The organism is Lysobacter sp. H21R4, assembly GCF_015277535.1.
Lineage (GTDB): Bacteria > Pseudomonadota > Gammaproteobacteria > Xanthomonadales > Xanthomonadaceae > Novilysobacter > Novilysobacter ciconiae.
Genome location: NZ_CP063772.1, coordinates 2,380,169 through 2,403,135 on the forward strand (window position 1 = coordinate 2,380,169; position 22,967 = coordinate 2,403,135).

Consider the following 22,967-nt stretch of genomic DNA (forward strand, 5'->3'; position numbering starts at 1 on the left):
TCGCTCATTCGATCTGGTCTGGAAGCGACTTGCCGGCCGAGGCCGCCGGATCCCGCTCTATTGAGAACCGAGCATCCAGCCAGTTCGACCCGATGAACGTGGGCTCGCTTGCATTCATGACATCGAACACGAGGAAGTTGTCCACCCATTCGAAGTTGTCGACCAGATGCGTCTCTGTGCTTACGAGAGCAGGCGAAACTGAGTAGGACCCCGGCCCGAGCCGGCACATGAATTCAAGCGTGTACCTCACGCTCTCTCCGCCCCCAATGTTCCGCTGGACCTGACCGGTGTGCCAGGTGTTGGAGCCCCAGACGACGTGCCCCTGCTTGTCGCGGATCATGAAGCCAAGCACGAGATTCTCGATCGGCTGTTCGGCGCCGGCGTGCAGCTCCAGTCGGAGCCTCTGCCCGACCTTCGCCATCGCGACGTCTTGTCCCGTCCCCGCATCCACCAGCCGCAGCGACTGGACCTTGGCCTGGCCACTGCCGCTCCGGGTCACAACCCAACCCTGTTTGGTGCGCCGCTGCTCGAGGGAGAGACTCTCGTTCTCCTTCTTCGCGATCAACGCGTTGTAGTAGTCGACGACCTCGTCGGGGGTGCCATCCCGGAGGACCCTCCCCTTTTCAAGCAAGATCGCGCGGTCGCACAAGGCTTTAACGTCCGACATGCTGTGCGAAACAAGCATGATGGACGTGCCTTGCTCACGGAACCTGCGCATTCGCTCGAAGCTCTTGTGCTGGAAGTAGCTGTCGCCGACTGAAAGAGCCTCATCCACGATCAACAAGTCGGGAGTGAATGCGGTGGCCACTGCGAATGCAACGCGCACCTGCATGCCGCTTGAATAGGTACGCACCGGTTCGTCGAAGTACTCACCAATTTCGGCGAACGCCTCGATTTCCGGCATCACTCCCTCAATCTCATTCTGCGAATAGCCCATCAGCCCAGCGGAGTGGAAAGCGTTCTGCCGCCCGCTCAGGTCGGAATTGAAGCCCATCCCGAGCTCAAGGATCGCCGCCACCCGCCCGCTCCGGGTGATCCGGCCCTCGCTCGGTTGCGACGTCCCGGTGATGAGTTTCAGCAGGGTGCTCTTGCCGGCACCGTTCTGACCGATTACGCCCACCGCCTCTCCGGGTGCGATCGTGAACGAGACATCGCGCAGAACCCAGTGTTCCTCCATGGGGTGGACCGGCAGTCCGAACCAGGATGCGGCGCGCAACCATTCGCTGCGCCAAACGCGGTACGCCTTGCCAACGCCCCCAACACGCATTTCTCCACTCATAGTGCGTCCACCATTTCCGGGCTGGCCCTCCGGAACACCACCAGCGCCACGGCGGCGATGCCAATGGAACCAGCCACAAGCATCAGGAGCTCGCTCCACATTGGAGGACGGCCGAATAGCAGTACGTTCTGGTAACTGGCGACGAGGGGATAGATGGGATTGAACTTGAATAAGTGCTGTACACGTTCCGGCAGGATCGTCATGCTGTAGACGATGGGTGTCAGCCAGAACATGGCTTGTAGGATAACCGGGACCACCTGCCCAATATCGCGCATGAACACATTGAGCACGCCCAGCAAGAGGCCAATCGCCATTGCAAATGCGATTGTCAGCAGTATCAATGCCGGAAGCCATAGCGCCTCGACGGGCGGATAGTGTCCCATGACCGCGAAGACTCCGAATATCGCTAGCAACAGGAGCAGGTTGTTAACGAGCATCGTGCCTGCGGCGATCAAGGGCAGGCATATACGCGGGAACGCCATCTTCTTCATCAAATTACCGCTATCAATGAAAAGATTGAGGCACTTCGAGATAGTTTCGGCGAAAAGCGTCCAGCACAGAATTCCTGCCATCAGGTACAGGGCATAGGCATGCTTGTTCTCGACGCCGGGCAATTTCGCGGACAGTACCTCGGACAGGATCGTCGCGAAAATCAGCACCTGCATCAGCGGATGAATAACCATCCACAGCGCGCCGAGCTTGCTTCGAATGAAGCGGAGTCTCAGGTCGTTTTTTATCGAAGAGAAGATGAAGTAGCGATAGGCCCATGCGGCCCGGAACATGTCTTTCATGAGCGGCCTCGGAAGACTTTTGCGGGCGCGTGGATATAGGGGATCGTCGGCAGTCGCTGGCGGATCAGGGCTAGATGGTTGCTAATCGTCTCAGCTGCATGTTCCGGAGACAGGGTGCGTCGCACACTGTCTCTTGCCTTCGCTCCGAGCTGGGCAGCCAAGCCTGGCTCGGTCACCAGACGACACATCCACTCAGCCGCTTCCGCCGTGTCGGCTTCCGCCCATTGCTGGTCGGTGCTCCCCAGATAATCACCTTCCGCGACCCGCACCATTTGGCAGCCAACCAGACAACTGTTGTCGTCGTCCATAAACTCCAGATTCCCCGACCAGCGGGTCGCGATCACCGGCTTGCCTGCCAGCATCATCTCGGCGAGCCCCAGACCAAAGCCCTCGGCGCGGTGCAGTGATATGTAGGCATCGCAGCAACGGTGCAAGGCGCGTACGTGGTCACCATCAATGATGTCATCGCGCACCATGATACGGCGGTCCCTGTTAATCAGAGCGAGCAGTTGATGGAACTTCTCTGGGTGCCGGAAGCCGTTACTGGTCTTGATCAGTAGACGGACACTGTCGCCCTTGTTAGCAAATGCAAGCCGGAAGGCCTCAACCACTGCGAACGGATTTTTGCGCGCAATCCATGAGTTGAAGTCGAATGTGCAGAGGAAGGTGAAGCACTCTTCCTCAAGGCCAAAGTCCGCACGCTGCAGGCCACTGTCCGCAACATAGCTCAAGGGCAGCGGCACACGCAGGATCGGCTTGTCTGTGACACGGCGAAACGCATCCTCCACGAACTTTGAGGCCACAAGTATTTCGTCCACCTCTTGGATGGCCGACAGCCACTCGGCGGGCACGGTCTCCAATTCCCAGAACCAGCACCCGATCAGGTAGCGGCCCTGCAGACGCGCCTGCCCGATGTGCTGGAGGGCCGGCTGCAACATGTCGGGGTTGACGAACAGAATGCTGATCGGATGAGGCAAATCGTCGCCAATCCAGGCATCGAGTGATCGGTCATTCCAACCGTGGCGCAGCTTCAAGTCGATGTCGAACAGTGAGACAGGCACGCCGGCAGAGATCAGTGCACGCGCGTACATGCGGGCGCTTTCTGCCAGACCAAATTGACCACGAAGATAACCCAAAATGTTGACGCCGACCTGGCCGGCAGGTTCCCTAGACTTGGAGGGGGCGGGCACGACGAAACGGTCCCAAGCAGGCGTACGCGCGAAACGCGCGCTCGCGAGTGCGCGCGCGGCGAGCAAGGCCGAAACACGATCGCGTAACCCCTGTGGAAGGTGCTGAAAGAAAAATCTGAGCCATTTCTGCTGCCGGAGCCAAGCGGAAAGACTCAACAGCGCCAAACCAGTGCCGGAATGCTTCATCAACGAACTCACGCAGCTGAACCGAGACGATGGCTCATTCGATCAAGGCGTCATGCAGGTCCCGCCGCAGGTCCGCCACCGCCTCGACCCCCACGCTCAGCCGCACGAGATTGTCGGTCACGCCCAGCGCCGCCCGCCTTTCCGCCGGCACCGACGCATGCGTCATGATCGCCGGATGATTCACCAGGCTCTCCACGCCGCCGAGTGACTCGGCCAGCGCAAACAGCTTAGTCCGCTCGCAGAACCGGCTCGCGGCCGCCGCACCACCCTTGAGGTAGAAGCTGATCATGCCGCCAAAGCCGTCCATCTGGCGGCTTGCGAGCTCATGCTGCGGGTGCGATTCCAGACCGGGGTAGAGGACTTTCTCCACTGCCGGATGACCTTGCAGCCACTCCGCCAGGCGATGCGCGTTCTCGCAATGCGCCTTCATCCGCAGATGCAGCGTTTTCAGACCCCGCAGTGCGAGGAAGCTGTCGAACGGCCCCTGCACAGCCCCGGTGGCGTTTTGCAGAAACGCGACCTGCTCGGCCAGTTCGGCGTTAGCGCCCACCACAACGATGCCGCCGACGATGTCGGAGTGGCCATTGAGGTACTTGGTAGCGGAGTGAACGACGATGTCGGCGCCCAACTCCAGTGGTCGCTGCAGGATCGGTGAGGAAAACGTGTTGTCGACCACCACGATCAGTCCGTGCTTGTGCGCGACGGCCGCAATGGCTGAGATGTCGACCAGCTTCAGCAGCGGGTTGGTCGGCGTCTCGATCCAGACCATTTTGGTTTCGGGCCGGATTGCGGCTTCGAAAGCCGCGCAATCGGTGAGGTCGACCCAGCTGAAGTCCAGCCCGGCGCTGCGGCGGCGCACGCGCTCGAACAGGCGATAGGTTCCGCCGTAGACATCGTCCATCGCGATGACGTGGCTGCCGCTGTCGAGCAGCTCCAGCACGGTCGAGCTGGCGGCGGAGCCGGACGCAAACGCGAACCCGCGCGTGCCGCTTTCCAGCGCGGCCACGCAGCGCTCGTAGGCGAAGCGCGTCGGATTATGGCTGCGCGAGTACTCGAAGCCCTGATGCACGCCCGGGCTGGACTGCACATAGGTGGACGTCGCATAGATCGGGGTCATCACCGCGCCGGTGCTTGGGTCCGGCGACTGTCCCGCATGTATGGCGAGAGTGCCCAAGCCCGGCTTTCGGCTAGCGCCATCGGAATTGTCACCGCTCATTGTAGGCACTCCCATAACCGCAACGAATCAGCCGGCAAGTTTATCACCGTCGGCTGAAGGGTCCCTCACCGCTGTCCGCGATCGTCAACTGGAAAATCCGCATCGCGACGGGCGCGCGCGGACGACCAAGCGGCGCGCCACGGCCGCGCTCCCCCCCCCTACTCCACCCGCCGCCGCAAATGGTTCAGCAAGTCAATCCGTGTGATCAGCCCCAAAAAGCTGCCGCCATCCACGATCACCGCCACATGCCCGCGCTCGAACACCGGCAGGAGCGCCTCGACCGTCGCGTCCTTATCGATCTTGTTCACCTTGCCCACCATCGCCGTGGACACCGGGTCGCGGAAACCCGCTTCATTGCCGTAGACATGCAGCAGCAGGTCCGACTCGTCGATGATGCCGACCAACTCGTCGTCGCGCATCACCGGTAGCTGGCTGACGTCATAGAGCTTCATGCGCTGGTAGGCCGTGACCAGCAGGTCGTCGGGGCCGATGACGACGGTGTCGCGGCGCGAGAACGGGCGCAGGATGAGGTCGCGCAGGTCGCCGTGGCGCTCGGCTTCCAGAAAGCCGTTGTCGAGCATCCAGTAGTCGTTGTACATCTTTGACAGGTACTTGTTGCCGGTGTCGCAGACGAGCACCAGCACACGTTTGGGGACCGTCTGCGCGGCGCAGTATTTAAGCGCCGCCGCCAGCAGGGTGCCAGTGGAGGATCCGCCGAGGATGCCTTCCTTCTCCAGCAGCATGCGTGCGGTCAGGAAACTCTCCTTGTCGCTGATGGCGTAAGCCTGCTTGACCCGGCTGAAGTCGGAGATCGACGGCAGGAAGTCCTCGCCGATGCCCTCGACCATCCAGCTGGCGGACTTGTCGCTGAGGGTGCCCTCGTTGATGTACTCGGTCAGGATCGAGCCCACCGGATCGGCCAGGATCAGTTCGGTGTGCGGGGACTTCTCCGCGAAGCAGCGCGACAGGCCGGTCATGGTGCCCGAGCTGCCGCAGCCGAACACGATCGCATCCAGGCCACCGACCTCGGCCATCTGGGCGAGGATCTCAGGGCCGGTGACCTGCTCATGTGCGGCCGGGTTGTCCGGGTTGCCGAACTGGTTGATGAAAAACGCGCCCGGCGTCTCGCTGGCGATGCGCGCCGCGAGGTCCTGGTAATAGTCGGGATGGCCCTTGGCGACATCGGAGCGGGTCAGCACCACCTGCGCGCCCATCGCCTTGAGGTTGAAGATCTTCTCCCGGCTCATCTTGTCGGGAACCACGAGCACCAGTTTGTAGCCCTTCTGCTGGGCGACCAGCGCCAATCCCAGACCGGTGTTGCCCGCCGTTCCTTCCACGAGGGTGTCGCCGGGAGCGATATCGCCGCGCGCCTCGGCGGCCTCGATCATCTGCAGGCCGATGCGGTCCTTGATGGAGCCACCAGGGTTCTGAGATTCCAGCTTGAAATACAGTTCGCACACACCGGTATCGAGGTGTTGCGCCTTGACGATCGGCGTGTTGCCGATCAGGTCGAGTACGGAGCTGGCAATTGGCATGCGGGTAACGGGCTTCTGGCGCCGCAATCGCGGCTGACCCGGGGATTCTAAGGGATGCCGGCACCGGCGGCCGGGTAAGTGGCAGCCGGCGTCGGCAGCGCAGCGCGGCTCAGGTGCTCTGGGCGGCGTACATCCTGACCAGCTGGTCCTTGGCCGCGAGCTTCTCGCGCTTCATCTGGGCCAACGTGGTGGGGTCGATCGGCAACACGCCCAACTCGGCGTCCATCACCTTCTTGTCGAGCTTCTTGTGACGCTGGTACAGCTGCTTGAACTCGCGGTTGGAGTCGATCAGGGCATCGATCTCGGGCTGGGGTTGATCATCGAACATTGAAGCCTCCTTCAGCGCATGGATACCGCCGGGCGGGAATCGATCGCCCGGTGAATCGACCCTACTCCGCGCATCCAGGGGCGGCAACACGCGTTCGTATGGCGGCTGCCGGCGCGCATGCCGGAAACCGGCACGGCCCTTGCCAGGACACGCTCTGCGTAGTTAAACCGCTGACAACCAACGATTTATTGACGAATCGCCGCGACGGCGAGGCCGAACTACTTCTTCTTCGGCCTCTCGTCGGGCTTGCCGCCCATCAGCTCGGTTTCCTGGCGGGCCAGTTCGGCCTGGCGGGCGCGGGCGGCTTTCAGCCGGGCCGCCTGGGCACCGGCGACGTCCTTCAACGCGGTCTCCACGTCGGCCATGGCGTCGGCGTCGCTCTGGGTCTGCATGCGCAGGCGCTCGGCCTCCTCGGCGCGGACCTGGGCCTGGATGCGCAGGCGCTCGGCTTCGGCGCGTGCGGCGGCGGCATCGCGGCGGCTGGCTTCCAGCAGCAGCTCGGTGCGCTCCCGGCCCAGCTCGCGGATTTCCTGCTGCATGGCCGCGGTTTCGGCCGCCGCCTCGGCGATCTGCACCCGGCGGTCGGCGACGTAGTACGCCGCCTCGTATTGGCTCTGGCGGGCATTGGCCAGCGCATCCACCGCGTTGCGCGCCTGCAGGCGCTCGAAGGACGCGGCATTGGCGTAGTCCGGATTGGCATCCAGTGCGACCAGCTTGCGACCCAGCGCTTCAACGCCGGCATCGGTGCGACTTTGCGCGTGGACCGGAACGATGGACGCCGCCAGCAACAGGCCGATGGCAAGGCAGCGGATATCGGTGGAAATCCTCATCGGATGTTCCCTCCCTCGAAGCGGTCGCGCAACTCGCGCACTTCACTGCGGCGCTGGGCGAGCTCGGCGGACGTCTTGGCTTTGGCGCTCAGGGCGATCGCGAGGTCGGCATCGGCACTGGCGGCGTGGGCCAGCGCGCGTGCGGCGTCGTTGCGCCCTTCCGCCATCGCCGCCTGGGCCCGGCCCAGGGCATCGCGCGCCGAAGCGAGCGGCTGGCTGGCGTACTGGTCCGCGTCCAGATCGGTCGCCCTGGACACGGCTTGGCGTGCATCGGCCAACTCGCTGGTCGGCGGCGGCAAGGTGGCGCATGCGCCGAGCACGCAAGCGAGAACTGTGCACGCGAGCAAATGGCGGAATTGTGCGAAGCTTGGATGCATATGGGGAGCCGTGGCGGAGGTGTATCGCCCGGCCATTGTGGGCAATCCGGCGTCAAGGTTGCAACGACGGCGTCCGTCAAGGGGAGTGGGTGCATGGACATCGGCTATTTTCTGAAGCTGATGACGGAGAAGAACGCGTCGGACATGTTCTTGAGCACCGGCGCGCCGGTGTACATCAAGATCGAGGGCCGGCTGCATCCGTTGGGCAATACCGGCCTGCCACCCGGCATGGTCAAGAAGATCGCCTACTCGCTGATGGGCGAAGGCCAGGTGCCGCAGTTCGAGCGAGAGCTGGAGCTCAACATGGCGTACTCGCTGCCCGACACCGGCCGCTTCCGCATCAACGTGTTCAGGCAACGCGGCGAAGTCGGCATGGTGATCCGTGCGATCCGCAGCGTGATCCCCTCGATCGAGGAACTGCAGCTGCCGCAGGTGCTCAAGAACATCATCCTGGAGCCGCGCGGCCTGGTCCTCATCGTCGGCTCCACCGGGTCGGGCAAGTCGACCACGCTGGCCTCGATGATCGATCACCGCAACAGCAGCGTCTCCGGCCACATCCTCACCATCGAGGACCCGATCGAGTACCTGCACCGGCACAAGCGTTCGCTGGTCAACCAGCGCGAGGTCGGCCTGGACACCCACGCCTTCGGCAGCGCGCTGAAGAACGCGATGCGCGAGGCGCCCGACGTGATCCTGATCGGCGAGATCCTCGACCAGTCGACGATGGAGGCGGCGATCGCGTTTGCCGAGACCGGCCACCTGTGCCTGGCCACCCTGCACTCCAACAACGCCGACCAGACGATCGAGCGCATCCTCAACTTCTTCCCCGAGGCGGCGCACAAGAACGTGCTGATGAACCTGTCGCTCAACCTGAGGGCGGTGATTTCCCAGCGCCTGGTGGTGGGCGTGGACGGGCGCCGGGTGCCTGCGGCGGAGGTTCTGATCAATACCCCGCATATCCGCGATCTGATCCGGCGCGGCCAGATCCACGAGATCAAGCAGGCGATGGAGGAGTCGCTGGAGGAAGGCATCGAATCTTTCGACCAGTGCCTGTTCCGGATGCAGAAGCAGGGCAAGATCGACATCGACGAGGCCTTGCGCGCGGCCGACTCACGCGACGGGCTGGCGCTGAAGTTCCGCCTGTCCGAAGGCGCCGACGCCGAACACGACCAGTACGCGTCGGTGTTCTGAGCCGCGTCGGCCCTGTGATCAGGGCCAGCCGCGCCGCCGGGCGTTGTCAGGCGGGCGCGGGCTCCGGCGCAGGCGCATCCGGCTGGTTTTCCGGCCGGGCCGCGTCGAACTCGGGCAGCGCCAGGCAGGCCTGCTCGACCCTGACCAGGGTCGGATACGGCGTCAGGTCCACCGCAAACCGGCGCGCGTTGTACATCTGCGGTATCAGGCAGCAATCGGCCAGGCCGGGGATGTCGCCTTCGCAGAACACGCCGGTGGACGGGTGGTCGGTGAGCATCGTCTCGATCGCCGCGAAACCCTCCGTCACCCAGTGCCTGACCCACTCCTCACGCTCGGGCTGAGGCACGCTCCAGGTCCGGTCGAAGTACTGCAGCACGCGCAGGTTGTTGAGTGGATGGATGTCGCAGGCGAGCACCTGGGCGATCGCCCGGGCGCGCTGCCGGTCGCGGCTCGCCGCCGGCAACAGCGGCGGTGAGGGCCAAGTCTCGTCGAGGTATTCCAGGATCGCCACCGACTGTCGCATGACCCGGTCGCCGTGCATGAGCACCGGCACCAGTTCCTGCGGATTGAGCTGGCGGTAGGCTTCGGCGTGCTGCTGGCCGCCGTCGCGGACCAGGTGCACCGGGACGGTCCTGTAGGGCAGCCCCTTCAGGTTCAGACCGATCCGCACGCGGTACGCCGCGCTCGAGCGCCAGTACGAATACAGCGTCAACTGCTCGGTCATGCCTGTCTCCTGGGCGTATGCGGGTCAGCCGTCCTGGCGTTCGATGCGCTGCTCGATGGCGCCAAAGATGCTGGCTCCGTCGCGGTCCAGCATCTCGATGCGGACGGTATCACCGAAGGACATGAACGGGGTGCTGGGCTTGCCGTCGCGCAGCGCCTCCACCGTGCGCAGCTCGGCGAAGCACGAGGCGCCCAGCGAGGTGTCCTCGTTGGCGATGGTGCCCGAGCCGACGATCGTCCCTGCCGACAGCGGGCGGGTGCGCGCGGCGTGGGCGACCAACTGGGCGAAGTTGAACTGCATGTCGACGCCGGCTTCGGGGGCGCCGAACCACTTGCCGTTGACGTGGGTGAGCATCGGCAGGTGCAGCTTGGTGTCGCACCAGGCGTCACCCAGCTCGTCCGGGGTGACGAACACCGGGCTGAGCGCGGAGCGCGGCTTGGCCTGCAGGAAGCCGAAGCCCTTGGCCAGCTCGCCCGGGATCAGGTTGCGCAGGGACACGTCATTGACCAGGCCCACCAGCTGGATGTGCCCGGCTGCAGCTTCGGGCGACACCGCCATCGGCACGTCATCGGTAATGACCACCAGCTCGGCCTCCAGGTCGATGCCGAATTCCTCGCTGGTCACCCGCACCGGATCGCGCGGCCCCATGAAGCCGGCACTGACCGCCTGGTACATCAACGGGTCGGTGTAGAAGCTCTCCGGCACCTCGGCACCGCGCGCGCGGCGGACGCGCTCCACGTGCGGCAGGTAGGCGCTGCCATCGACGAACTCGTAGGCACGCGGCAACGGCGCGGCAAGTGCGGCCACGTCGAGGTCGAAGGCGCCCTGGGCGCTGCCGGCATTCAGCGATTCGTAGAGGGTATTCAGCCGGGGAGCGATGTTGCTCCAGTCCTCCAGCGCGCGCTGCAGGATGTCGGCGATACCGGTGGCGCGGACGCCCCGGGTCAGGTCGCGTGAAACCACCACCAGGGTGCCGTCGCGGCCGCCTTCCTTGAGGGAACCAAGCTTCATCGGGAACTCCTTATAACGGCGCCGCGGCGCGATGGTTTCAATTGTAACCGCTGGCGCGCAGGCAACAAAAAACCCGCCACGTGGGCGGGTTCTTCGTTGTATGGCAGCCCCGGATGGATTCGAACCACCGAATGCCTGAGTCAGAGTCAGGTGCCTTACCGCTTGGCGACGGGGCTATAAAGCGGATTGTAACGCAAGGAATCTTAGCGCTTGGAGAACTGGGTCGCGCGGCGTGCCTTGTGCAGACCGACCTTCTTGCGCTCGACTTCGCGGGCGTCGCGGGTCATGAAGCCAGCCTGACGCAGCTCGCTCTTCAGCGACTCGTCGTACTCGACCAGGGCGCGCGAGATGCCCAGGCGGATCGCACCGGCCTGGCCGGTGGTGCCGCCGCCGGCAACGGTGACATTGACGTCGAACTTGTCGGTGGACTTGGTCAGCTCGAGCGGCTGGCGCACGATCATGCGAGCGGTCTCACGACCGAAGAACTCTTCGATGCTGCGCTTGTTGATCGTGATCTTGCCCTCGCCCTTGCGCAGGTACACGCGAGCGGTGGAGGACTTGCGGCGGCCGGTGCCGTAGTTCTGCTGGATTGCCATGTCGTTGACCTTAGAGTTCCAGCAGCTGCGGCTGCTGGGCAGTGTGCGGATGCTCGGGGCCTGCATAGACCTTGAGCTTGCGGTACATGGCGCGGCCGAGCGGATTCTTCGGCAGCATGCCCTTGACCGCGATCTCGATGACGCGCTCGGGATGGCGCTCAAGCGCCTGGCCCAGGGTCTCGGACTTCAGGTTGCCGATGTAGCCGGTGAACCGGTAGTACTTCTTGTCGGCCAGCTTGTTGCCGGTGACCACGATCTTCTCGGCGTTGATGACTACCAGGTAGTCGCCGGTGTCGACGTGCGGGGTGTAGACCGGCTTGTGCTTGCCGCGCAGGCGGTGGGCAAGCTCGGCGGCCAGGCGGCCCAGGGTCTTGCCGGAGGCGTCGACCACGTACCAGTCACGCTGGACGGTCTCGTTCTTGGCGCTAAATGTCTTCATGACTGATCTTCTTGGGTACCTTGCCGGGCTTGTTGCGCCCATGTCCCGGGAAGGGAGATGGCCGGAACTTCGCCACGCGTTGTGGTGAAAGATGCGCTATGGAGCGTAAAGAGGCGGAATGATAACGGTCGCCGCAACGCAGCGCAAGCCATCGAGCCGCACATGCTAGCATCCCGAAATGCCCGCTGCCAGCCGTCCGCTTGCCTCCGACCCGCTGGTCGCACTGGCTGACCGGTGTGTCCAATGCGGCCTGTGTCTGCCGGTTTGTCCGACCTACGGCCGCGAGCGGATGGAAGCCGAATCGCCGCGCGGGCGCATCGCGCTGGCCCGGGCATGGGCGCTTGAAACGATCGAGGCGGGGCCGCTGGGCGATGCCCATCTGGACCACTGCCTGGGGTGTGGCAACTGCGAGGCGGTCTGCCCGGCCGGCGTTGAGTATGACGCGCTACTGGTGTCCGCGCGCGGCCGGCAACGCCAGCGGCGCGGTGCCAGCGTGCTTCAAAAGGCGCTGGAAAGCCTGGTGGTCCGGCCCCAACTGCTGGGCGCACTTGTGGGCCTTTACCGCCGCACCCGCAGCCTCCTTCCTCACCGACTGCAGCTATTGCCCGCGCCGCCGGCACTCGCACGCGACGGCATGCTTCCGGCGGGCGACGCAACGGCGGCGCAACCTGCGATGTCGACGCCATCGGCCGCCCTCTTCATCGGATGCATTGCGGGCTCCTACGAGGGTCCGGCCCGGGACGCGCTGACCCGGCTTTGTGCCGCGGCGGGCATTCAACTGGCGGTGCCGGACGCGCAGACGTGCTGCGGCGCCCTGCACGCCCACGCCGGCCATCTCGACGGCGCGGCGCAGCTGGCGGCGCGCAATCGCGAGGCGTTTGCCGGACACGCGACGGTGCTCACGCTCGCCAGCGGCTGCCACAGGGCCGTCGCGGCTGCGATCGACGGCACCGCGATGGACGCGCTCGCGCTGCTGGACGCGCGCGGCGATGAGCTCACTTTCCAGTCAAAACCCGAACGCGTCGCCCTGCACCTGCCCTGCACCCAGCGCAATGCCAGCGGCAGCGTGCCGGCACTGCGTCGCCTGCTGGCCCGGATACCGGAACTAACGGTGATCGAGATCGATGCCGGCTTCGGCTGTTGCGGCGCGGCGGGGAACCAGATGCTGACCGACCCGGCGCGCGCCGGCGAGTACCGCCAGCCGTTGCTGGATCAATTGGCCACCATTGCCGCGACGCGCCTGCTCAGCGCCAACATCGGCTGTCGCCTGCACCTGGGCAACGGCGCGGCGCTGCCGGTGCAGCACCCGCTGGAGTTCCTCGCCGAGGCGTTGATTCGACAGGATGTCGTTGACCCGCACCTCGACACCTCGGGCGCCCGCGCCGCGCGCTAAACTGGCGGCATGGAAACCACCCGCCGTCTCAGCCGGATCGACCGCATCCTCGACGATGCCCAGCGTGCGCTGGAAACCGTCCTGGGCTCCCCCGCCGCCATGCGCCCCAACCCGGCGGACGGCCAACCGGACGTCGTGCTGGAGGAAAGCGAGCGGCGCCATGCCGCTGGCCTCATGCGCGTCAACCACGTTGGCGAGGTCTGCGCGCAGGCGCTGTACTGCGGCCAGGCGGCGGTCGCGCGCGACCCGGCCACCCGTGCCCACCTGCTGGAGGCGGCGCAGGAGGAGACCGACCACCTGGCCTGGTGCGCCGACCGCCTGGTCGAGTTGCACGACCGGCCCAGCCTGCTCAACCCGCTGTGGTACGCCAGCAGCTTCTCGATCGGTGTGCTGGCCGGCCTGCGCGGCGACGGCTGGAACCTGGGCTTCGTGGTGGAAACCGAGCGCCAGGTCGAGGCCCATATCGACGAAAACCTCGCCTCGCTGCCAGCGGCCGATTCCCGCAGCCGGGCGATCCTGGAGGTGATGAAGGAGGACGAGGCCCGGCATGCGGACAATGCCCAGGCCGCCGGCGCGCGCATCCTGCCGCCGCCGGTGCCGTCGATCATGTCGGCCGCCTCGCGGGTAATGAAGGCGATTGCCTACCGGGTCTGAGCCCGATCAGTCGACCAGGTTGCGCCCGTGGTAGAGCTCTTCGATCTCGCGCTTGAGGCGCGCCTCGATTTTCATCCGCTCCTTGAACGACAGGTTGCGCGCCTTCTCCTCGAACAGGTACTGGTCCAGGTCGAAGTCCTTCAGGTGCATCTTGGTGTGGAAGATGTTTTCCTGGTAGACGTTCACGTCGAGCATCTCGTAGCGCGACTTGATGTTCTTGGCCAGGTAGTCCTGGATCGAGTTGATGCGGTGGTCGATGTAGTGCTTCTTGCCCTTCACGTCGCGGGTGAAGCCGCGCACGCGGTAGTCCATCACCACGATGTCTGACTCGAGCGTCTCGATCAGGTAGTTGAGCGCCTTCAGCGGTGAGATCACCCCGCAGGTCGCCACGTCGATGTCGGCGCGGAAGGTCGCGATGCCGTTGTCGGGGTGCGTTTCCGGATAGGTGTGCACGGTGATGTGCGACTTGTCCATGTGCGCGACCACCGCCTCGGAGATCACGCCCTTGGCATCGGACTTGTCGACCACCGGCTCCTCGGAGATCAGGATCGTCACCGACGCGCCCTGCGGATCGTAGTCCTGGCGGGCGATGTTGAGGATGTTGGCGCCGATGATGTCCGCCACATCCGTCAGGATCTGGGTCAGGCGATCGGCGTTGTATTCCTCGTCGATGTACTCGATGTAGCGCTGCCGCTCCTCTTCGGAGTAGGCAAAGCTGACGTCGTAGATGTTGAACGAGAGCGCTTTGGTGAGGTTGTTGAACCCCTGCAACCTCAGACGCGGCAACGGCTTGACCACTAGGCTTTATCCGGACAATGACAAGAGGCGCGATTATGCGGCAATTGGCCGCCGGTTGAAAATGCGCGTCCAGCGACGGTTCACCCGACATGCCGCGAAATGGCAGAGTTTGCCACTCAGCGCCCATTCACCCTAAGCTGCCCGGATACGAATTTTCCGACATCACGCCATCCCGGTGGATCAATTTGAATGCTTTGCGTAAATTCAACAGCCCCTTGACGCCTGACGGCCCCACGATCGAACGCTTCCTGGCTCACTGCCACCGTCGTCGCTACCCGACGCGGACGGACGTGTTCCGGCCCGGGGATCCTGCCAGCACGCTTTATTACATCATCTCCGGATCGGTCAGCATCATCGCCGAGGAGGACGAGGACCGCGAGCTGGTGCTGGGCTATTTCGGCCCCGGCGAGTTCGTGGGCGAGCTTGGCCTGTTCGTGGAAAGCGAGCAGCGCGAGGTCATCCTGCGCACCCGCACGCCCTGCGAACTGGCCGAAATCGGCCACGAGCGCCTGTACGACCTGATGCTGACGCGCTTGGCCGACGATGCGCCCAAGCTGCTGTATTCGATTGCCTCGCAGATCTCCCAGCGGCTGCTCGACACCAGCCGCAAGGCCGGCCGGCTGGCGTTCCTGGACGTCACCGACCGCATCATCCGCGCGCTTCACGACCTGGCCCGGGAACCCGAAGCGATGAGCCACCCCGACGGCACCCAGTTGCGGGTTTCGCGTCAGGAACTGTCGCGGCTGGTGGGCTGCTCGCGCGAGATGGCCGGGCGGGTCCTGAAGAAGCTCGAAGCGGACGGCAAGCTGCACGCCCGCGGCAAGACCATCGTGCTCTACGGCACGCGCTGAGGCGCGGTTTCGACTGACCGGGGCACCGGTTCGCCGGCCCGCCCCCGGCAACCCCAGTTGAGGATCGGCGTGGCCGGCGGCAGCACCTTGCGGAACATCGCGACGTTGGCCTGCTTGGGGTTGACCACGACCGGCCGCTCCGCCGCCAGCAGCAGCGGCAGGTCCGCGCTGCTGTCGGAATAGGCCACCGCCACAGGCGCAGTGAAGCCTGCCTCGCGCAGCATCGTCATCTTCATCTGGAAATGGCAGTGGCGCGCCGCTCCCAGCCCGCCCAGGCGCGGACCGACCAGCGTTCCCACCACCGGCACGTCCTCGTGTGCGACGAAGGCCAGGATCGCGCGCGCCAGTTCGGGCGGGGCACCGGTGGCCACCACGACCTGGTCGCCGGCAACGCGGTGCTGCTGGAACACCTCCAGCGCGACCGGCAGCAGGCGCGCTCGGATCTGCTCGGCGTGCAGCTCGACATAGCGGTCGATCAACGCATCCAGTTCGCGCGGACCGTGCAGACCGACGGTACCGGCCCAGACGAACCCGGAGATGCCGACACGCCGGGTCGGCTGGAACGCGACCATCGGCCCGAACAGCGGCGCCAGCAGCAGCGCCAGCGCTATCCGCCACCAGCGTCGCCGGATTATCCAGGCAAACAGGTGGCTGCCAGAATCGCCGTCGTACAGGGTGTGATCGAAGTCGAACACGACCAGCGGCGGGGAATCGCCTGCGACTGGCGGAACGGCGCTGCTCACCCCTGGAACATCCGCCGCAGCGCCGCGCCCGGGTCGGCTTCGCGCATGAAGCTCTCGCCGATCAGGAAGGTGTCGATGCCGGCGGCGCGCATTTTCGCCACATCATCCCGTGTTGCGATACCGCTTTCGGTGATCGTGATGCGGTCCGGCGGCACCGCGGCCTTCAGCTCGATGCTGGTCTGCAGCGAGACCTCGAAGGTGCGCAGGTTGCGGTTGTTGATGCCGATCAGTTCGCAGTCGGTCTGCAGCGCGCGCTCCAGTTCGTCGATGTCGTGGACCTCCATCAGCACGTCCATGCCCAGTTCGTGGGCGAGGTTGGCCATCTCGATCATCGGCCCGTCCTCCAGCGCCGCGACGATCAGCAGGATGCAGTCGGCGCCGATCATCCGCGCCTCGTAGACCTGGTAGGGATCGACGATGAAATCCTTGCGCAGCGCCGGCAGCGAGCAGGCCGAGCGTGCCTCGCCCAGGTAGCGGTTGCTGCCCTGGAAGAAATCCACGTCGGTCAGCACCGACAGGCAGGCCGCACCGCCGGCCTCGTAACTGCGTGCGATCGCCGCCGGATCAAAGTCCTTGCGGATCAGTCCCTTGGAGGGGCTGGCCTTCTTGATCTCGGCGATCACCGCCGCCTCGCCGGCCAGGTGCCGCTGCTTCAGCGCGTCCACGAAGCCGCGCGTGGGTGGCTGCGATTGGGCCCGCGCGCGGACGCTGTCCAGGGTGCGGATCTGGCTGCGCTGGGCGATCTCCTCGTGCTTGCGGGCGAGGATGGTGTCGAGGATGTCACTCATGGTGTGCAACGAACTCCGGAAATGGGGGACATCACGGCTTCGCCAGCGCGCGCGTTGCGGCCACGAACTCGTCCAGTTTGCGCCGCGCCGCGCCCGAGGCGAGCACTGCACGGGCCAGTTCCACGCCCGCGGCGATGGATTCGGACACGCCGGCGACATACAGCGCGGCGCCGGCATTGAGGGCGACGATGTCCAGCGCCGGGCCAGGCCGGTTGTCGAGCACCTCGGAAAGCATGGTGATGGACGCTTGCGGACTGTCCACGCGCAGGTTGCGGCTGGCCGACATGGCGATGCCGAAATCCTCCGGGTGCAGCTCGTACTCGCGCACTTTGCCGTCGCGCAGCTCGCCAACCAGCGAGCCGGCGCCCAGCGACAGCTCATCCATGCCGTCGCGGCCCCAGACCACCAGCGCCCGCTCGGCGCCCATCTTCTGCAGCACGCGGATCTGGATGCCGACCAGGTCCTCGTGGAAGACGCCCATCAGGATGTTCGGTGCACTCGCCGGGTTGGTCAGCGGGCCGAGGATGTTGAACAGGGTGCGCACGCCCATCTCGCGGCGCACCGGCGCGACCACCTTCATCGCGGGGTGGTGCATCGGCGCATACATGAAGCCGATGCCGGTATCGGCGATGCACTGCGCGACCTGCCCCGGGCTCAGCTCGATCGCCGCGCCCAGGGCCTCCAGCGCGTCGGCGCTGCCGGACTTGGAGGACACGCTGCGACCGCCGTGCTTGGCGACCCGGCCGCCGGCCGCGGCAATGACGAAAATGCTCGCGGTGGAGATGTTGAAGGTGTTGGCACCATCGCCGCCCGTGCCGACGATATCGACCAGATGGGTGCGGTCGGCGACCTCGACGGGAACCGCGAACTCGCGCATCACCTGCGCCGCGCCGGCGATCTCGCCGACGGTTTCCTTCTTCACCCGCAGGCCGGTCATGATCGCCGCGGTCATCAGCGGGCTGACCTCGCCGCGCATGATCTGGCGCATCAGCTCGACCATCTCGTCGTGGAAGATCTCGCGGTGTTCGATCGTGCGTTGCAGGGCTTCTTGCGGGGTGATGGGCATTGCTGGCTCGTGTTGTCGAGGTGGACGCGGCCTCAGCCGTCGAGGAAGTTCTTCAGCAGGGCGTGGCCGTGCTCGGTCAGGATCGACTCGGGATGGAACTGCACGCCCTGCACGGGGTGCTCGCGGTGGCGCAGGCCCATGACCTCCTCCATCGAACCGTCCTGGTTGTTGGTCCATGCGGTGATTTCCAGGCAGTCCGGAATACTCGCCTTGTCGACCACCAGCGAGTGGTAGCGCGTCGCGGTGTAGCCATCGGGCAGCCCGGCGAACACGCCGGTGCCGAGGTGGCGGATCGGCGAGGTCTTGCCGTGCATGATCCGGCCGGCGCGCACGACCTGCCCGCCGTAGACCTGGCCGATGCCCTGATGACCCAGGCACACGCCCAGCAGCGGCGTGCTCGGGCCCAGCTGACGGATGACCGCCAGCGAGACGCCGGCCTGATCGGGTGTGCACGGGCCGGGCGAGATCACGATCCGCTCCGGCGCCAGCGCCTCGATCTGGGCCACTGACAGCTCGTCGTTGCGGACGACCTTGACCTCCGCGCCGAGCACCTGCAGGTACTGGACGAGGTTCCAGGTGAAGCTGTCGTAGTTGTCGATCATCAGCAGCACGTCACAGCCCCCTTGCCGCTTCGGCGACCGCGCGGAACAGCGCCCGGCCCTTGCTCATGGTCTCTTCCCATTCCTTTTGCGGGTCAGAATCGTGGACGATGCCGGCGCCGGCCTGCACGTGCAGGCGGCCGTCCTGGATCACCGCGGTGCGGATCGCAATCGCGGTGTCGGCATCGCCATGCCAGCCCAGGTAACCGATCGAGCCGGCGTAGACGTTGCGCTTGACCGGCTCCAGCTCGCGGATGACCTCCAGCGCGCGGATCTTCGGCGCGCCGCTGACGGTGCCGGCCGGGAAGGTTGCGCGCAGCACGTCGGCATAGGACAGCCCCGGTTTCAGCGTGCCGGTCACTTCGCTGACGATGTGCATGACATGGCTGTAGCGCTCGATCACGAACTGCTCGCCGACTTCCACCGTGCCCGGCTGGCTGACCCGGCCGACATCGTTGCGGCCCAGGTCGATCAGCATCAAGTGCTCGGCGCGCTCCTTGGGATCGGCCAGGAGCTCGGCTTCCAGCGCCTCGTCCTCGGCCGGCGTGGCGCCACGGGGGCGCGTGCCCGCGATCGGCCGCACCGTCACCGTGCCCTGCCCGGCCTCGTCGAAGTGCAGGCGCACGAGAATCTCCGGCGAGGAGCCGACCACCTGCATGTCGCCGACGTCGAGGAAGTACATGTAGGGCGACGGGTTGAGCGCCCGCAGCGCGCGGTAGACGTCCACCGGACGCGCCTTGAAGGGGACGCTCAGGCGCTGGCTGAGGACGACCTGGAAAATGTCGCCATCGAGGATATATTGCTGGGATTGCTCGACGGCCGTGATGAAGCCCTCGCGCGTGAAACCGGAGACGAAGTCCGCCTCGTCCAGACCATAGGAATCCAGGGTTTCCGGATACGCGGTGCCGCTGTTGCGCAGGCGGTGGACCAGCTGGTCCAGGCGCCGGTTGGCGCGCGCCCACGCCTGCGGCTCGTCCGGGTCGGCATGCACAATCAGGTAGAGCCGGCCCTTGAGGTTGTCGAACACGGCGACTTCCTCGCTGAGCATCAGCAGGATGTCGGGGGTGCCCAGCTCGTCGTTTTTGGCCTGGCCGTCCGCGCCGGGCCCGCTCAGCCGTGGCTCGATGTACTGGATGCACTCAAAGCCGAACCAGCCGACCAGGCCACCGGTGAAACCGGGCAGGCCGTCGATGCGCGGCACCGAGTGTTGCGAGCGCAGGCGCTCGACCTCGGCGAAGGGATCGGCCACATCGCGCGCCTCGACCCGCTCGCCGTGCTCGGTGACATACAGGGTGTTGCCGGCAAACGCGTACACGCGGCGCGCCGGCAGGCCGATGATCGAGTAGCGCCCGAAGCGCTCGCCGCCTTCGACGGATTCAAACAGGTAGGTGTGCGGCCCGTCGGCCAGCTTCAGGTAGACCGAAAGCGGCGTGTCGAGGTCAGACAGGACCTCGCGCACCACCGGGATGCGGGTGTGACCGTCAGCGACGTGCTGCTGGTATTGCTGGTACTGCGGACTGTCTGGCGGGGACATGCGGCATTTCCTGGGGATGCGACGGATCGGGAACGACGGCGACAAGCGACCATCGCCAACCGGTGTCGGCATTGCGGAAATGCAGGTTCGCCCTTGGAGTCATCACCGTACTGTAGCGGTTCGGGAGCCGGTACGCGACGGGATGGCGCGCAATCAAGCGGTCCCTAACCGGCACTCCCGGCCAACTCGCGCCGCGCACGCGTGGGGGTGTCCGGTGCGATCGCCGGGATTCGGATGACCAAGTCGGTCCCCTCGCCGGGGGCACTGCTGACATCGATCCTCCCGCCGGCGTCGCCGACCATCGAGGAGACCAGGGCAAGGCCCAGGCCGGTTCCTTCTCCACGCGCCTTGGTGGTGAAGAACGGCTCCAGCACCTGGCGGCGAACGGGCTCGCTCATGCCGATACCCGTGTCGGAAAAACGGATCCGCGCGTGCCCGTCGCTGGCATCCACGGAGATGCTGAAGTGCCCGCCCTCACGCATGGCGTCGCCGGCATTGGCGGCGATGTTCAACACCATCAATTCGAACTGCGCCGGGTCGAACCGGATATGGACCGGGACCATCGGCGCTTCGATATCGATCGCGATGTCGGGGCTCAGAAGTTGCCGCAACATCGGCCGCAGGTCATTGACCGCAGTTGCGACGTCAATCGTTTCCAGGGAGCGGGCATCCGCGCGCCCGAAGTCGAGCAAGCGGGTGGCGACCGCGACGGCCCGACGCGATGCGCCATCCACACCCTGCAGTGCTTCACGCATGGCAGCCGGCTCCGCACTCTGCAGCCCTTTCCCGGCGTATCCCTGCACCAGTCCGAGCAGATGGTTGAAATCGTGCGCCAGTCCGCTGGACAGTCGTCCCACCACCTCCATCTTGCGGGCGTGGACGAGCTGGTCCATCACGCGCTCTCGTTCACGGATTTCCGCCTCCAGCTGCTCGTTTGACACCACAAGTTGATCGCTGCGGAGCTTCTCAGCGGCAAGGCTCTCGCGCAGCGCTGTCGCGGCCCGGTCCACCACCGCCGTGATGAGCACGAACATCAGACCGCTGATGATCCCGTCGGTCACCATCCCGCTCGCGGGCTCGCCGGCCATGACATCCACCCGCACGCCCAGCGCGAACGCACCCAGAACGGCGAGACACATCGTCCAGACGGCTGCCCGGCCAATCATCAGCCCGGTGGTGACGATCCAGACGGTGAGCAACGGGTGCTCGAACCGGTTGCCTGTGAAACCCACGCTTGAGTGGGACACCAGCATCAGCACCGCCGTCACCACCATCAGCTGCCTGACCGCCCACTGGAACCTGCCGGTACGCACGAGATACAGGCTGAAGCCCGCCAACGCATAGAAGCCCATGCTCAGGGCAAAGCCGAGCGTCTCGTCTTCGCGCCATGGGACGTCTTTGAGCAGGCTGAACCGGTACGCCCAGATCGGCGGTGCCGTGCCGAGAATGACCAGCATGACCACCTGCAGGACCGGCGCGTTGCGCCGGTCGACCGGGTCGGCCACAGGCACGTCGCGAAGCCATCGCATCAACGCCTGCCACGGCGGCAGTCGGGCAGACCTGACGATGGCAGCCTCAGACGTTGCAACAGGTTCCATAAGCGGCTCGGATGGCAGTGGATGCGGCGAGCGCCCACCTCGCGCCAACCTCGAAGCGCCATAGGCTAGCGCGGCCGCGCGATGCGGTCATCCGTTGCCGTTCGGGCTTGCACGCCGCGGCACCCTTCCAGGCGCGCGCGGCGTCCGCCTTCCCCTGTCAGTAGCTGCCCACCAGGTTGATGGTAGGCGTCGTATCCGGGGCCCACGGTCATACCGCGCTGCTCGGCGTATACGGCACGCTCGGCATGGGCACCCGAGCCGGTCGCCAGCGTGCTGGAGACCGGGTCCGGGTGTGACAAATGGCCGGACAAAACGGAAGGGCAGCGCAAGCCGCCCCGTTCTTGTTTCGCCGTATCAGTGCGTTCCGGCCACCCGGATCTCCACCCGTCGATCAGGTTTCAGGCATTCGATCAGCTCGGCCCGTGGCAAGGACCGGTCGCAGCTGGTGACCGGCTCCGAAGAGCCGCGCCCGGCTGCGGTGATGCCGGCTCCGGGCAGGCCCTGTTCGACCAGCAACTGCCGGACCGTTGCCGCCCGCCGTTCCGACAGCGCCTGGTTGTAGCTATGGCTGCCCAGCCTGTCGGCGTGGCCGACGACGGTGATCTGCTCCGCTCCCGAGCGGGACAGCTCCTGTGCCAGTGCCGCGATCTCTTCCTTCCCCTGCGGGAGGATGTCCCGTGGACGCGAACCGTCAAACGCGAACAACGCATCGGCCGAAAGGGTATGCACTGCCCGTGCGGCCGTGGAAACAACCGGGTCCGGCCCAACAACCGGGTCCGGCCGGTCATTCAATGCGTCCAGACAGGCCGGCCCATCCCAATGCATCGAGTCGACCACGTAGTTTCCGTTGGCGCGCTCGTAGTTGACCTGGTACTGGCAGGTGACGTGGGTGTCGATCCCGGTCCGGAAGTTGAAGACGTAGTCCCAGCGCGAGACACCGGCGACCCCCTCACTGAAGTGCGGATTACCGAGCAGTCGTCTGACTTGGCTCTTGCCGAGTCCGCGCCCCATCTGACGCAGGTTGTCGACGTTGACGAAGTCGCCATTCCGGATCCGGCTGCGGGAGGCCTCCGGAAAATCGGTATCGCCCACCACGCCCTGCACCGGCATCACCGCTGTGGAGGGAAGCCCCACATCCTGCGCCAAAGCCCCGGCCGGGACAGACAACAGCGCACAAACGGAGGTGGCGAGGGCTCCGCGAAGCATGTTCCTGATTACCATGTGTGTCATTCCTGATTTGTTCCGATTGG

24 protein-coding genes and 1 tRNA gene are annotated in these 22,967 nt (G+C 65.5%); 4 read left to right on the forward strand and 21 right to left on the reverse strand.

Going from position 1 to position 22,967, the window contains the following annotated elements; all coding sequences use genetic code 11:
- Positions 1–4 precede the first annotated feature (4 nt).
- The 8 genes from INQ40_RS10870 to INQ40_RS10905 all read right to left on the reverse strand — a co-directional run bounded on the left by INQ40_RS10870 (position 5) and on the right by INQ40_RS10905 (position 7,654).
- On the reverse strand, positions 5–1,279 hold the full coding sequence (locus INQ40_RS10870; protein ID WP_194340442.1) for an ABC transporter ATP-binding protein: 1,275 nt from the start codon (positions 1,277–1,279) through the stop codon (positions 5–7).
- On the reverse strand, positions 1,276–2,070 hold the full coding sequence (locus tag INQ40_RS10875) for an ABC transporter permease (RefSeq protein WP_194340443.1): 795 nt from the start codon (positions 2,068–2,070) through the stop codon (positions 1,276–1,278). Before INQ40_RS10875 ends, INQ40_RS10870 begins: the two co-directional genes overlap by 4 nt.
- A complete protein-coding gene (locus INQ40_RS10880; RefSeq protein ID WP_194340444.1) occupies positions 2,067–3,446 on the reverse strand; it encodes a glycosyltransferase family 4 protein in 1,380 nt (459 codons plus the stop codon). The genes INQ40_RS10875 and INQ40_RS10880 overlap by 4 nt, the downstream gene beginning before the upstream one ends.
- Positions 3,447–3,480: 34 nt before the next feature.
- Positions 3,481–4,662 (reverse strand): cystathionine gamma-synthase, encoded by a 1,182-nt coding sequence (locus INQ40_RS10885; protein WP_194340445.1) that lies wholly within the window; start codon positions 4,660–4,662, stop codon positions 3,481–3,483.
- A gap of 158 nt (positions 4,663–4,820) precedes the next feature.
- A complete protein-coding gene (locus INQ40_RS10890; protein ID WP_194340446.1) occupies positions 4,821–6,197 on the reverse strand; it encodes a pyridoxal-phosphate dependent enzyme in 1,377 nt (458 codons plus the stop codon).
- A gap of 109 nt (positions 6,198–6,306) precedes the next feature.
- Positions 6,307–6,525 carry a YdcH family protein gene (locus tag INQ40_RS10895; protein WP_194340447.1) on the reverse strand — a complete coding sequence of 73 codons (219 nt, stop codon included), beginning with the start codon at positions 6,523–6,525 and terminating at the stop codon, positions 6,307–6,309.
- Positions 6,526–6,743: 218 nt separating this feature from the next.
- Positions 6,744–7,355 carry a hypothetical protein gene (locus INQ40_RS10900; protein WP_194340448.1) on the reverse strand — a complete coding sequence of 204 codons (612 nt, stop codon included), beginning with the start codon at positions 7,353–7,355 and terminating at the stop codon, positions 6,744–6,746.
- Positions 7,352–7,654 carry a DUF4398 domain-containing protein gene (locus INQ40_RS10905; protein ID WP_228482004.1) on the reverse strand — a complete coding sequence of 101 codons (303 nt, stop codon included), beginning with the start codon at positions 7,652–7,654 and terminating at the stop codon, positions 7,352–7,354. The genes INQ40_RS10900 and INQ40_RS10905 overlap by 4 nt, the downstream gene beginning before the upstream one ends.
- A 171-nt stretch (positions 7,655–7,825) precedes the next feature.
- Here INQ40_RS10905 and INQ40_RS10910 point away from each other — a divergent pair, with 171 nt between their 5' ends.
- Positions 7,826–8,923 (forward strand): PilT/PilU family type 4a pilus ATPase, encoded by a 1,098-nt coding sequence (locus tag INQ40_RS10910; RefSeq protein ID WP_193984498.1) that lies wholly within the window; start codon positions 7,826–7,828, stop codon positions 8,921–8,923.
- A 46-nt stretch (positions 8,924–8,969) separates the two neighbouring features.
- On the opposite strand, the gene maiA is transcribed toward INQ40_RS10910, so the two are convergent.
- The 5 genes from maiA to rplM form a co-directional block, all read right to left on the reverse strand.
- Complete coding sequence (maiA, locus tag INQ40_RS10915) at positions 8,970–9,647, reverse strand: maleylacetoacetate isomerase (RefSeq protein WP_194340450.1); 678 nt, start codon at positions 9,645–9,647, stop codon at positions 8,970–8,972.
- Positions 9,648–9,671: 24 nt separating this feature from the next.
- Positions 9,672–10,658 carry a fumarylacetoacetate hydrolase family protein gene (locus INQ40_RS10920; protein WP_194340451.1) on the reverse strand — a complete coding sequence of 329 codons (987 nt, stop codon included), beginning with the start codon at positions 10,656–10,658 and terminating at the stop codon, positions 9,672–9,674.
- 101 nt (positions 10,659–10,759) lie between these two features.
- Positions 10,760–10,834: transfer RNA gene (locus INQ40_RS10925), tRNA-Gln, on the reverse strand.
- Positions 10,835–10,861: 27 nt separating this feature from the next.
- Positions 10,862–11,254 carry a 30S ribosomal protein S9 gene (gene rpsI / locus INQ40_RS10930; protein WP_193984504.1) on the reverse strand — a complete coding sequence of 131 codons (393 nt, stop codon included), beginning with the start codon at positions 11,252–11,254 and terminating at the stop codon, positions 10,862–10,864.
- Between the two features lie 10 nt (positions 11,255–11,264).
- Positions 11,265–11,693, reverse strand: a complete 429-nt coding sequence (rplM, locus tag INQ40_RS10935; RefSeq protein WP_194340452.1) for a 50S ribosomal protein L13 — start codon at positions 11,691–11,693, stop codon at positions 11,265–11,267.
- 178 nt (positions 11,694–11,871) lie between these two features.
- On the opposite strand from rplM, the gene INQ40_RS10940 reads away from it, so the two are divergent.
- The gene (locus tag INQ40_RS10940) at positions 11,872–13,086 is read left to right on the forward strand and encodes a (Fe-S)-binding protein (protein ID WP_194340453.1); all 1,215 of its coding nucleotides are present in this window, start codon (positions 11,872–11,874) and stop codon (positions 13,084–13,086) included.
- A 9-nt stretch (positions 13,087–13,095) separates the two neighbouring features.
- The gene (gene coq7, locus INQ40_RS10945) at positions 13,096–13,740 is read left to right on the forward strand and encodes a 2-polyprenyl-3-methyl-6-methoxy-1,4-benzoquinone monooxygenase (protein ID WP_194340454.1); all 645 of its coding nucleotides are present in this window, start codon (positions 13,096–13,098) and stop codon (positions 13,738–13,740) included.
- Between the two features lie 6 nt (positions 13,741–13,746).
- On the opposite strand, the gene speD is transcribed toward coq7, so the two are convergent.
- On the reverse strand, positions 13,747–14,538 hold the full coding sequence (speD, locus tag INQ40_RS10950; protein WP_193984512.1) for an adenosylmethionine decarboxylase: 792 nt from the start codon (positions 14,536–14,538) through the stop codon (positions 13,747–13,749).
- Positions 14,539–14,723: 185 nt separating this feature from the next.
- Here speD and crp point away from each other — a divergent pair, with 185 nt between their 5' ends.
- Positions 14,724–15,389, forward strand: a complete 666-nt coding sequence (gene crp / locus INQ40_RS10955) for a cAMP-activated global transcriptional regulator CRP (protein WP_228076590.1) — start codon at positions 14,724–14,726, stop codon at positions 15,387–15,389.
- Here the strand turns inward: crp and INQ40_RS10960 are convergent.
- The 7 genes from INQ40_RS10960 to INQ40_RS10990 form a co-directional block, all read right to left on the reverse strand.
- Entirely contained in the window at positions 15,374–16,132 is a 759-nt protein-coding gene (locus INQ40_RS10960) for a haloacid dehalogenase-like hydrolase (RefSeq protein WP_194340456.1), read from the reverse strand. The genes crp and INQ40_RS10960 overlap by 16 nt on opposite strands.
- Entirely contained in the window at positions 16,129–16,920 is a 792-nt protein-coding gene (trpC, locus tag INQ40_RS10965; protein WP_194340457.1) for an indole-3-glycerol phosphate synthase TrpC, read from the reverse strand. Before trpC ends, INQ40_RS10960 begins: the two co-directional genes overlap by 4 nt.
- A 31-nt stretch (positions 16,921–16,951) precedes the next feature.
- Entirely contained in the window at positions 16,952–17,986 is a 1,035-nt protein-coding gene (gene trpD / locus INQ40_RS10970; RefSeq protein ID WP_194340458.1) for an anthranilate phosphoribosyltransferase, read from the reverse strand.
- 32 nt (positions 17,987–18,018) lie between these two features.
- Positions 18,019–18,597, reverse strand: a complete 579-nt coding sequence (locus INQ40_RS10975; protein WP_194340459.1) for an aminodeoxychorismate/anthranilate synthase component II — start codon at positions 18,595–18,597, stop codon at positions 18,019–18,021.
- A 1-nt stretch (position 18,598) separates the two neighbouring features.
- Positions 18,599–20,119 carry an anthranilate synthase component I gene (trpE, locus tag INQ40_RS10980; RefSeq protein ID WP_194340460.1) on the reverse strand — a complete coding sequence of 507 codons (1,521 nt, stop codon included), beginning with the start codon at positions 20,117–20,119 and terminating at the stop codon, positions 18,599–18,601.
- 164 nt (positions 20,120–20,283) lie between these two features.
- Complete coding sequence (locus INQ40_RS10985; protein WP_194340461.1) at positions 20,284–21,624, reverse strand: ATP-binding protein; 1,341 nt, start codon at positions 21,622–21,624, stop codon at positions 20,284–20,286.
- A gap of 447 nt (positions 21,625–22,071) precedes the next feature.
- Positions 22,072–22,947, reverse strand: coding sequence for an OmpA family protein (locus INQ40_RS10990; protein WP_194340462.1), 876 nt, complete (start codon positions 22,945–22,947; stop codon positions 22,072–22,074).
- Positions 22,948–22,967: the final 20 nt, after the last annotated feature.